This window comes from Winogradskyella psychrotolerans RS-3, assembly GCF_000427335.1.
GTDB classification, from domain to species: domain Bacteria; phylum Bacteroidota; class Bacteroidia; order Flavobacteriales; family Flavobacteriaceae; genus Winogradskyella; species Winogradskyella psychrotolerans.
Map to the genome: position 1 here is coordinate 225,168 of NZ_ATMR01000007.1, position 10,844 is coordinate 236,011.

Sequence of the window (10,844 nt, forward strand, 5' to 3'; positions counted from 1 at the left end):
CTTCCCGTGAAAACGGGAATCTTTTTTAAGTTTCGTTTTATGAAGAGATTCTTAGCTTTGCTCAGAATGACATAATCTATTTAGTTACTGACTGATAATGCACTTGTAGTAACTGTGCTACCACACTAATCGCAATTTCTTTTGGTGTATTTCCTCCGATATCTAATCCTATTGGACAAACCACATTTGTCATCCCTTCGGGAATATCCATTTCTTTAATGAGCATGTTATTGAACCGTACTTTTTTGTTTTACTGCCTATTAACCCTAAAAATTTAGTTTCATTTTGTAATGCCATGGTTATCAAATCAAAATCGATGGCATGATTATGTGTCAACACTAAAACATAACAATTAGGCCCCCATTTCACAGCATCTTTAAACGATTTAAAATCGGTTTCGGTTGCTTGATGTGTCGTTACACTGCTGTCTAATTCTAAATTAGAAAACCAATCGTCACGCGAATCTATTAAGTTCACTTTAAAAGGTGTATCGACTAGAAGTTTGCAGATTTCAACACCAATATGTCCTGCTCCAAATAAAAATAATTCTGGTGATTGATTCATGGGTTCTATGATAAATTCTACTTTTCCTCCGCAACATTGCTCAAATTCCGGGCCTAAAGTATAGGTAGATTCAATAATTTTATTCTCTTTTAAAGCAACGATAGCTTCGTCTATGGCTTTAAATTCAAGCTTCCCTCCTCCTATGGTTCCGTGAATATCCTTATCCTCAGTCACAAGCATACGCGAACCCACCACACAAGGAGTTGACCCTAAACACTTGGTCACCGTTATAAAGGCAACAGGTATTTGCTTTTGTTTAAATTCAGAAAGTAATTCAATCCAGTTTTGCATTTCTAATAAAAAAGAGAATTTAAAAGTAAGGTTTTTTGATTTAAATAGTCTTCTATTTTCAAAACTAGAGTCAAACCATTTAATAGAAATCAATCTTTTAAAATTTTCTGTAATCTTTAAGATTTAACTTCGACTTAATCGTTATATTGATTTTTCTAAATCAAAAAATAATTTTATGTCGAAACCATATTACGATGCTGCGGATTTACGCAAATTTGGAAAAATCACGGAATGGAGTGAAGAATTAGGAACAAAATTCTTCGATTATTACGGAAAAGTTTTTGAGGAAGGCGCTTTAACGGCGCGTGAAAAATCACTCATAGCTTTAGCTGTAGCGCATACAGAACAATGCCCATATTGTATTGATGCCTATACAAAAGACACGTTGCAACGTGGCATTACCAAAGAACAAATGATGGAAGCCATACATGTTGGTGCAGCAATAAAAAGCGGCGCAACTTTAGTACATGGTGTACAAATGATGAATAAAGTCAACAAATTAGACGGTTAAGATAAAAACCTCAACCGCATTAATTTCGTACGAATTACAAACAAGAGAAACGATTAATGGCAACAAAGTCCCTAAAAAAACTCGGAAACGATTTAGCACAAAGCAATAAACAAATAGAAATACTCTCTAATGGTATCTTTAAAAGTGGTGAATTACCAACCTTTAAAGATAAGATTTCAGAAACGAGTCAATTTCCAATTAAAGCAAAAAAACTAGAAATTCTACAGATTAATGTTGGTTACATGTGTAACCAAGTTTGCGACCATTGCCACGTAGATGCAGGTCCGGATCGAAAAGAAATTATGACGAGAGACACCATGAGACAATGTCTTGAGGTGATCAAAAATTCTGGAGCACACACGCTAGATTTAACTGGAGGAGCACCTGAAATGAATCCGGATTTTAGATGGTTTGTAGAAGAAGCAGCCAAAGTTGGTATTACAGATTTTATTGTACGTTCTAATTTAACTATTATTAGAGCCAATAAAAAATATTACGATTTACCAGACTTCTTTAAAAAGCACAATGTTCATGTAGTGAGTTCTATGCCACACTGGACAAAAGGAAAAACAGACAAACAACGTGGAGATGGTGTTTTTGATAAATCTATAAAAGCCTTGCAAGAATTAAATGCTGTAGGTTACGGCATGCCAGGAAGCGATTTAAAATTAGATTTAGTTTACAATCCGTCTGGAGCCTTTTTACCAGGTGATCAAGTTGCGATGGAAAAGGATTTTAAAAAGGCCTTGATGGACGATTTCGGAATTGAATTTCATAATCTATTTGCCATTACAAATTTACCTATCGCACGATTCTTAGATTATTTAATTGCTTCAGAAAATTACGAAGATTATATGTATTCTTTAGTAGAAGCTTATAATCCGGCTGCTGTAGAAAATGTGATGTGTACCAATACCTTATCAATTAGTTGGGATGGGTATTTATTTGATTGTGATTTTAATCAAATGCTAGAATTACCCGTAAATAGCAAATCGAGACATATTTCAGAATTTAACGAAGAATTATTAGAAGGACGAAACATCGTTATTTCTCAACATTGTTACGGTTGTACTGCTGGCGCAGGAAGTAGCTGTCAGGGTGTTGTAGCATAACAAAATTCCTGCGAAGGCAGGAATCTCAGATTTAAACCAATTAAGATTTCTGCCTTCGCAGGAATAAATAATGAAGAACAAAACCGCCATATTAATCTTTGCAAATTCTGCAGAAAAGCAATTGAACTCAAAATCAATTTCTTCTTCTGACTTCTTTAATTTGCTTGATTCTGATACTGTAAAAACAGTTAAGAAAACGAATTTAGCTTATTTTCATTTTTCCGAAAAAGAACAAATTGGTAGTTCATTTGGCGAGCGCTTTACTAATGCCATTGAAGCTGTTTTTAATAAAGGTTTTGAACATGTTATTTCTCTCGGAAACGACATACCTCATCTTAGAGCCAATCACATTCTAAAGGCGACTCAAAACTTAGCAACTTCAGACTATGTTTTAGGACCTTCAACCGATGGTGGTTTTTATTTAATGGGTTTCAAAAAAGCACATTTTAATAAAACTAGTTTCCAGAATTTACCATGGCAAACGTCTAAACTAAGACATTGTTTAAACACCGAATTACAACATCAAAACGAAAGTGTTTCCTATTTAGAAATGCTAACAGATATTGATGATGTTTCAGATATCGACTTCGTTTTAGAAAGTTTCAAAACTTTAGATTTCAAGATAAAACAATTATTATTAATACTTCGAAAAACAACAAAGACCATTTTAACGTCTGCTTCCGTTTTTCAATATGCTACAGTCTTTAAATCGCCATACAATAAAGGCTCACCAATATCACTTCATGTATAAAGAAGGATTTTAATGCTATTAAAGTCTAAGAATTTTTACAACTAAACATTCTCACATCTTAAAAAATCGCCACGTTTTGTGGTCGTAATATGAAGTACATTTACTCATGTTTGCTGCTATGCTTATGCCTATTTAGCAATGCGCAAATTACAATTATCGGAACCGTCACCGATGCTGTTTCTAACACACCTTTGCCGTTTGTAAACATTACATCTAGTAATGGCAATGGAACAACGACAGACGAGCAAGGCACATATAGTATTGTCGTCAACTCAAGTACCGAAAAACTTACTTTTTCCTTTTTAGGTTTTAAAACACAAACCATTAGTGTTGGTAATACAACTATAATCAACATTGCACTTGAAGAAGACTCGGCTACTTTAGACGAAGTGGTCATTACTGCTTTAGGTTTAGAACGCGATACCAAAGAATTGGGTTACGCTGTACAAGCCATTTCCTCTAAAAAATTAACGGAAGTAAAAACGGTGAACTTTTTAGACAACCTGCAAGGTAAATTAGCAGGAGTTACGGTAACGCAAGGTGCTACAGGCGTTGGTTCTTCATCGAAAATCACGATTAGAGGTGAAGCGTCCTTTTCAAACAACAATCCTTTATTTGTGGTTGATGGTGTACCAATAAACAATGAGACTGTTTTTAATTTCACCAATGAAGCTGCAGCCGGATTTCAAGAAATTGATTTTGGTAATGGTGCCATGGAAGTCAACCCTGATGATATTGGCTCTGTTACCGTTTTAAAAGGACCAAGTGCAGCTGCGTTATATGGTACAAGAGCGTCGAATGGTGTTATTGTTATTGAAACCAAAACGGAAAAACAAAGAGGTTTAGGCATCAGTTTTAATTCGTCTCTTTTTGTAGACACTGCTTTTAAATTACCCGATTTTCAAAATTCTTATGGTCAAGGAAATTCGGGTCAGTTTGAATATAGTGATGGCCTTGGCGGCGGAATTAACGACAACATCACCTATTCTTGGGGACCACAATTAGACACTGGTTTGTTAATTCCGCAATTTGATAGTCCTGTGCAATTGTCAAATGGCACTTTTGTTAGAGGTGGAGATACTGCGCTTTACGATGGTTTAGAAATCACAGCAACACCTTTTAAATCGAATCCAGATAACTTGAAGGATTTTTATGAAACTGGTGTTACCACTATTAATAACATCTCAGTTTCTAATGGGTTCGATTCAGGTAATTACAGATTATCGTTCACCGATTTGAGAAGCGAATCTATTATTCCTAGCGTTAATTTAGACCGACAAACCATTTCTGCCAAATTAAACTTTCAACCAAGTGACATTACCGAAATCAATTCATCTTTCAGTTATATAAATTCTAATAGTGACAACAGACCTTCTAATGGCTATGGCAGTGAAAATGCCAATTATTCTTTGGTAGCTTGGGGACCACGTTCATTAAATATTGAAAACCTAAAAAATTATTGGCAACCTGGTTTAGAAGGCACGCAACAATATTCATTTAATTACACATTTTTTGATAATCCGTATTTCATTTTAAATGAGAACACCAATTCCTTTAATCGCGATCGTATTTTTGGAAATCTATCCATTACACAAGAACTGACTAAAAAATTAAGTGTTTCTCTTAGAACAGGAATGGATTACAGTACCGAAACTCGACAATTACGCAGAGCCTACAGTAGTAATCGTTTTAGTAATGGTGCATATGCAGAACACGATGTAATGTTTAGAGAAGTGAATACCGATTTTTTAATCAACTATAAAAATCAGTTTAATAATATTTCTGTAGATGTGTTTTTAGGTGGAAATAGATTGAATCAAATCGCAACTACCAAACAATCACAAACGGTTAGTTTGGCACAACCCGGAATTTACAATTTAAACAATGCAGCTTCACCTATTGAAGTCTTTCAATTTGAAAGTGAAAAGCGTATCAATTCATTTTATGGTATTACAAAACTGGGCTATAAAGACTTTTTATTTTTAGATATTACAGGACGGAATGATTGGTCTAGTGCATTAGCCACACCTTTTTCGGTAGATGGCACTTCGTTTTTCTACCCTTCTATCTCTTCAAGTTTTATTTTATCTAATGTTGTAGAATTACCAAATGCTGTATCGTTTGCAAAACTGAGAGCGAGTGTGGCACAAGTTGGAAACGACACAAGTGCTTACCAAACTTCTGGTGCTTTTGTATCACAAACCCCTTATAATAGTCAGCCCACATTTAGCGATCAAAATTTTATCCCGAATGCCAACTTAAAACCAGAACGCACCACCTCTTATGAGTTTGGTACCCACTTGCGCTTTTTTGACAATAGATTACGATTGGATGTTACCTATTACAACGCCAATACCGAAGACCAAATCATTTCTTTACCTGTGGCTATTTCTTCTGGCTACAATCAGCAAGTGATTAATGGCGGAAAAGTAAATACGCAAGGTGTGGAAATTATTTTAGGGACTAAACCAATTCAAACGGATAACTTCAATTGGAATAGTACATTTAATTTTGCAACTAATCGTTCTGTCATCAAAGATTTACCACAAGCCGACGGAAGATTAACATTGGCTTACAGTAGAATTTATGATAGCGCCAACCAAACCGTTTGGTTTCAGGTGGAAGAAGGTGGACGTGTTGGAGATTTCTACGGAACAGGATATCAAAAAAATGATAATGGTAAATTTTTAATTGATGATGACGGCAATTACATCTCCGATGATAACTTAAAAAATTAGGGAATTATAATCCAGATTTCACATTAGGATGGAGTAACAATTTCAATTATAAAAATTGGAATATGAGCTTTTTATTCGATTGGCGACAAGGAGGAGAAGTCGTTTCTAGAACACGTGCCTTAGGAAATGTTGGTGGTCAACTAGCTGAAACGAGTTACCGACCAGATGCCGGAATTGTTGCACAAGGTATCAATGTAAATACTGGACAAGCAAATACCGTTGCGATTACTGCAGAAAGTTATTACCGACAATTTTACGATAGAAATCACGAAGAAAATAATGTTTATGACGCTTCCTTTTTAAAGTTACGTCAATTCGCTATTGGCTATACTTTTGATTTAAAAGATGGATTTTTAGGGTTGAAAGAAGGTGCTGATATTAGTCTTTCGTTAGTTGGAAACAACTTATTTGCAATTACCGAAAATCCACATTTTGACCCAGAACAACTAGCCGTTCAAGGCAATGGATTTGTAAGCGGCGTTGAAGATATGAGTTATGCGACCACACGAAGTATTGGTTTTAAAGCCGGATTTAATTTTTAAAAAAGCAATATGAAAAAATTCACATATATACTTTTGGTTTTATTTATTGCAACAACAATGAGTTGCACTAAAGATTTTGAAGACATCAATACCAATCCAAATGCACCAAGTTCTGTTCAGCCTAGCTTATTACTGCGACAAGTGATATACGATTTTGGCGAAAACATGAGCTATGAAGGTTTTGTTGCTGGCGATTTATTAGCGCAACACAGAACCGCTTTAGATTTCAATCTATTTGATAGACACGCTTTAAAATCGCCACAACTAGGAGGTAATCCTTGGCCTATTTTTTATACCAATTTAAGAGATAATGAGATTATACTAAATCAAGCTAGAACCACAGAAACCTTTGCTGGTTATGAAGGTCCTGCGTTAATTTTAAAAGCCTATATGGCTGCTGGCTTAACTGATTTATTTGGAGACGTTCCTTATTTTGAAGCTTTTAATGGCGTTAACGGCACAGTAACACCAGCATATAATTTACAAGAAGATATTTACCTCAATGAAAACGGCATTTTAGATAACTTAGATAAAGGCATTGCGGCTATTGAAGGATATACTGATGTCATTCCGTTAGAAGGAGATATTTTATTTAATGGCAATTTAGAGGCTTGGATAAAATTCGCGAATGCCTTAAAAATTAAATATTTGGTGCGTATTTCAGATAAAATTGATGTTTCTAATGATTTACAAACGCTTTTTGATGAAGGTAATTATATCACTTCCAACAGTGAGAATGCCATTTTCAATTTCACTAACACAGACCCAAACAGTTTTAGGCTAGCACAATTACGCATTGGTGATTTCAACAATTTTGTCTTATCCGAAACAATGGAAACGATTTTAGTGGGTTTGAATGATACGCGACTTTCAAGTTTATTCCGACCATTTTCTAATTCAACTGCCAATGAATTTAATGGCTTGCTAAACGGTATTGACGCCTCCTCTACTTCTATTGCTTTGTCTAATTACTCTTTAGCAAGTACTGCTTTTCGAGAAGACACCTCAACTTTAGACGCTAATTTTATTACCGCTTGGGAAGTGCAACTTGCCTTAGCTGAAGCGGCTGCCAAAGGTTTTATCAACGCAGATGCACAAACGCTTTATAATTCCGGAGTCACTTTAGCTTTCGAATATTGGAACACAGCATTACCTACAGATTACCTCACTGGTCCTGCGGCTTATAATGCTTTTGGGTCAAATCCAATAGAACAAATTTTAACTCAGAAATGGATAGCTAGCGTGATCAATGGTTACGAAGGTTGGATAGAATACCGAAGAACAGGTTTCCCTCAGTTACAAACTATTTCAGCAAGTTTAAACAATGATTTAATCCCGATTAGAATGCCTTATCCTGCTGAAGAAGCAGCTTTAAATTTTGAAAATTACAGTGTTGCTGCAAATGCAACAGACAACAATAGTATAAACGTGCCAGTTTGGTGGAATGAATAGACATAGATGGATATAATTAACTGGCAATGGACATTGATAATTGCATCGAGTTTAATACTCTTTATATTATCGCCATTAGCAAAGACAACGGAGGAATTTTTTAAGGCGGTTCATAAAAAGAAAGCACCAAACAGCCTAGTGCTTACCGGAAGCCTTATCATTTCTTGGATTTTTGCCAAGAGCATTACCAATGCAGCCAATTTAGGTTTAGACTTTGGTATTGTTGGTGGTGTTGCCTATGCTGGTTATTATGTTTCGTTTGCTGTCGCTGGTTTATTAATTTACAAAATGCGCGTTGTTGGCGGATTTAAAAGTATTCATCAGTTTTTAACCACCAAATTCGGAAAAGGAGCCATGGCTTTATTTTCGATATTGATTGCCATCAGGTTGTTCAATGAAGTTTGGAGTAACACGATGGTTATTGGTAGTTATTTTGGCGAAACAGGCAGTTCAAATTATTATTGGGCGATTATTGTTTTTACCGTTTTGACTCTAGCGTATGCGATAAAAGGAGGCTTAAGTAGTTCTATTTTTACCGATGTCATTCAAATGGTATTGTTTAGTATTTTACTCATGGTAATTTTATGGAATATCTTTTCTATAGAAACCTTTAGCGTTACGGATGTCGTAACCTCTGGTACGTGGAGTTTTGAATTGGGTTTAAATTTATTTTTCGCAGCTATTATCCAATCATTTAGTTATCCGTTTCACGATCCCGTTTTAACGGATAGAGCCTTTATCAGCTCTCCTAAAGTCACCCGTAAAAGCTTTTTATGGGCAAGTTTATTAGGTGTACTTTGTATTATACTATTTAGTGTTATTGGTGTCTATGCACAAACCCAAGGCTTTAAAGGTCAAGCCGCCGTAGAAGTTGGAAAAGCCTTTGGAGTGGTTATTTTATTAGTCATTAATTTTATAATGATTACCTCAGCCGCTTCAACATTAGACTCTACCTTTTCGTCCTTTTCAAAATTATTAGCGATTGATTTAGGTATGGTTAACGATCTCACCTTTGGCAGAGCATCCATGGCAGCAATTGCTATTTTAGGTACACTGCCTGTTTTTCTCGAAGCCGAAATTTTATCAGCAACCACCATATCTGGCACCATGGTTATTGGTTTAACACCCATCTTTCTGTTTTGGAATATCAAAGTACCCAAAATGAGTTTCTATTTGAGTGTTATTACCGGATTAATATTTGGATTTACCTTAGTTTTTAATGTGTTTCCGGAAGCCTTAATTTTTACAGAAGGCAAGTATGCAGATTTACTATGGGTTAATATTTGGGGAATTTTAAGTTGTAATATTTTATATTTCATACCGAAATGGTTGAAATCAAATAAATAAGATGTCCACTTTCGTGGAAAATGTTATGGATAAAAACATAGTTGACATAGGAAAACTTTCAGATAAAGTACTACTCTTTGGTGGTGTTTATAGTAACCTTCAAGCGCTTGAAGCATTAATTGCTGTGGCAGAATCTGAAGGTATTCCACCTGAAAATTGTATTTGCACTGGCGATATTATTGGCTATTGCGCACAACCTGAAGAAACCATACAAACATTTAAAAACTGGAATGCCAGAATCATCGTTGGTAATGTAGAAATACAATTACGTGATGATGAAGACGATTGCGGTTGCGATTTTAGAGAAGGGTCGCGATGCGATGGTTTTTCGCAACAATGGTATCCTTATGCGAAGAGCAAACTCTCTAAAGATTCTCTTGACTATCTTGACACGATTCCGGATCATATCCAATTCACAATCGGTAATCAAAAAGTAACTGTCGTACATGGTTCGTATTTTAACGTTTCAGAATTTATTTTTAAATCGACACCTTGGACTACGAAGCACTCTAATTTTGAAGCTACTGAAAGTGACATCATTATTGCTGGTCATTGCGGTTTACCTTTCGAAAACAAAAACAATAATAAACGTTGGATAAATCCTGGTGTCATTGGTATGCCTGCCAATGATGGAAAACCCAATGTTTGGTTTGCTATTTTGGATAATTCTGTAAAACCCTTGCAGGTAAATCTTCGTAAGTTAGACTATAACCATACGCTCACTAACAAATTAATGCTAAACGGATTGCTTCCAGAATCTTATGCAAAAACGATCGTTACAGGGATTTGGGACAACATGGAAATTTTACCTGAACCCGAAAAACAGCAGCAAGGAAAACCAATAGAATTGTAAGGTTAATTAAATTATTTATACTAATTAGAAATGCGAAACCTCTTTATCATATTTTTTTTACTCTTAAGTTTCTTTGGAAATAGCCAAGAAACCCTTCAAGAGTTATTAAAAACTCATAATACAGAGCGTGTTCCTTATATTTCTGTTCAAGAATTAGCGATGCCGAAAACGGACGCTATCTTATTGGATGCCAGAGAACTTAAAGAATATAATGTAAGTCATATTCCTAACTCAACTTATGTTGGTTATGATGATTTCGATTTAGATACCGTTGTAAAATCAATTCCAGATACTTCAAAAACTATTGTAATCTATTGTTCTGTTGGTATACGATCTGAAGACATTGCTGAACAACTCAAAAAGAAAGGCTACACCAATGTTTACAATTTATTTGGTGGTATTTTTGAATGGAAGAACAACAATTTCCCTCTATTAAATTTAGAAGGAAATGAAACAGATCACGTACACGCTTACTCTAAGGATTGGAGTAAATGGTTATTAAAAGGCACTAAAATCTATGAATAAATCACTTGTTATTGTGTTTGTCAAAAACATAAAATTAGGAACTGTAAAAACAAGACTCGCTAAAACTATTGGCGATTTTGGTGCTTTTGAGGTGTATACGGAATTGGTCAAAATTACAGAAAAAGCAACAGAACAATTAGACATAGATAAACGTATTT

9 protein-coding genes and 1 pseudogene are annotated in these 10,844 nt (G+C 35.1%); 8 read left to right on the forward strand and 2 right to left on the reverse strand.

Annotated elements, in window-relative coordinates; all coding sequences use genetic code 11:
- Nucleotides 1-76: 76 nt before the first annotated feature.
- Nucleotides 77-211 (reverse strand): XdhC family protein, encoded by a 135-nt coding sequence (locus tag ADIWIN_RS22275; RefSeq protein ID WP_020895859.1) that lies wholly within the window; start codon nucleotides 209-211, stop codon nucleotides 77-79.
- On the reverse strand, nucleotides 190-948 hold the full coding sequence (locus tag ADIWIN_RS01255) for an XdhC family protein (protein WP_020895860.1): 759 nt from the start codon (nucleotides 946-948) through the stop codon (nucleotides 190-192). Before ADIWIN_RS01255 ends, ADIWIN_RS22275 begins: the two co-directional genes overlap by 22 nt.
- Nucleotides 949-1,030: 82 nt before the next feature.
- On the opposite strand from ADIWIN_RS01255, the gene ADIWIN_RS01260 reads away from it, so the two are divergent.
- The 8 genes and pseudogenes from ADIWIN_RS01260 (at nucleotide 1,031) to ADIWIN_RS01295 (ending at nucleotide 10,686) form a co-directional block, all read left to right on the forward strand.
- Nucleotides 1,031-1,366 carry an arsenosugar biosynthesis-associated peroxidase-like protein gene (locus ADIWIN_RS01260; RefSeq protein ID WP_020895861.1) on the forward strand — a complete coding sequence of 112 codons (336 nt, stop codon included), beginning with the start codon at nucleotides 1,031-1,033 and terminating at the stop codon, nucleotides 1,364-1,366.
- A 56-nt stretch (nucleotides 1,367-1,422) separates the two neighbouring features.
- A complete protein-coding gene (gene arsS / locus ADIWIN_RS01265) occupies nucleotides 1,423-2,478 on the forward strand; it encodes an arsenosugar biosynthesis radical SAM (seleno)protein ArsS (RefSeq protein ID WP_020895862.1) in 1,056 nt (351 codons plus the stop codon).
- A gap of 70 nt (nucleotides 2,479-2,548) precedes the next feature.
- Nucleotides 2,549-3,229 (forward strand): TIGR04282 family arsenosugar biosynthesis glycosyltransferase, encoded by a 681-nt coding sequence (locus tag ADIWIN_RS01270; protein ID WP_020895863.1) that lies wholly within the window; start codon nucleotides 2,549-2,551, stop codon nucleotides 3,227-3,229.
- 89 nt (nucleotides 3,230-3,318) lie between these two features.
- Nucleotides 3,319-6,509, forward strand: a pseudogene (locus tag ADIWIN_RS01275) (SusC/RagA family TonB-linked outer membrane protein).
- A 9-nt stretch (nucleotides 6,510-6,518) separates the two neighbouring features.
- A complete protein-coding gene (locus tag ADIWIN_RS01280; protein ID WP_020895866.1) occupies nucleotides 6,519-7,961 on the forward strand; it encodes a SusD/RagB family nutrient-binding outer membrane lipoprotein in 1,443 nt (480 codons plus the stop codon).
- 6 nt (nucleotides 7,962-7,967) lie between these two features.
- Nucleotides 7,968-9,308 carry a sodium:solute symporter family transporter gene (locus ADIWIN_RS01285; RefSeq protein ID WP_020895867.1) on the forward strand — a complete coding sequence of 447 codons (1,341 nt, stop codon included), beginning with the start codon at nucleotides 7,968-7,970 and terminating at the stop codon, nucleotides 9,306-9,308.
- Between the two features lie 25 nt (nucleotides 9,309-9,333).
- Nucleotides 9,334-10,161, forward strand: a complete 828-nt coding sequence (locus ADIWIN_RS01290; protein ID WP_020895868.1) for a metallophosphoesterase family protein — start codon at nucleotides 9,334-9,336, stop codon at nucleotides 10,159-10,161.
- Nucleotides 10,162-10,191: 30 nt separating this feature from the next.
- Nucleotides 10,192-10,686, forward strand: a complete 495-nt coding sequence (locus tag ADIWIN_RS01295; RefSeq protein WP_020895869.1) for a rhodanese-like domain-containing protein — start codon at nucleotides 10,192-10,194, stop codon at nucleotides 10,684-10,686.
- The last annotated feature ends 158 nt before the right edge of the window (nucleotides 10,687-10,844 follow it).

Excerpts from the sequence above, each read along its gene's own strand:
- ADIWIN_RS01290 (WP_020895868.1), top strand. The coding sequence starts at position 9,334 with ATGGATAAAAACATAGTTGACATAGGAAAACTTTCAGATAAAGTACTA.
- ADIWIN_RS01295 (WP_020895869.1), top strand. The coding sequence starts at position 10,192 with ATGCGAAACCTCTTTATCATATTTTTTTTACTCTTAAGTTTCTTTGGA.
- ADIWIN_RS01280 (WP_020895866.1), top strand. The coding sequence starts at position 6,519 with ATGAAAAAATTCACATATATACTTTTGGTTTTATTTATTGCAACAACA.
- ADIWIN_RS01285 (WP_020895867.1), top strand. The coding sequence starts at position 7,968 with ATGGATATAATTAACTGGCAATGGACATTGATAATTGCATCGAGTTTA.
- ADIWIN_RS01270 (WP_020895863.1), top strand. The coding sequence starts at position 2,549 with ATGAAGAACAAAACCGCCATATTAATCTTTGCAAATTCTGCAGAAAAG.
- ADIWIN_RS22275 (WP_020895859.1), bottom strand. The coding sequence starts at position 211 with ATGGATATTCCCGAAGGGATGACAAATGTGGTTTGTCCAATAGGATTA.
- ADIWIN_RS01260 (WP_020895861.1), top strand. The coding sequence starts at position 1,031 with ATGTCGAAACCATATTACGATGCTGCGGATTTACGCAAATTTGGAAAA.
- arsS (WP_020895862.1), top strand. The coding sequence starts at position 1,423 with ATGGCAACAAAGTCCCTAAAAAAACTCGGAAACGATTTAGCACAAAGC.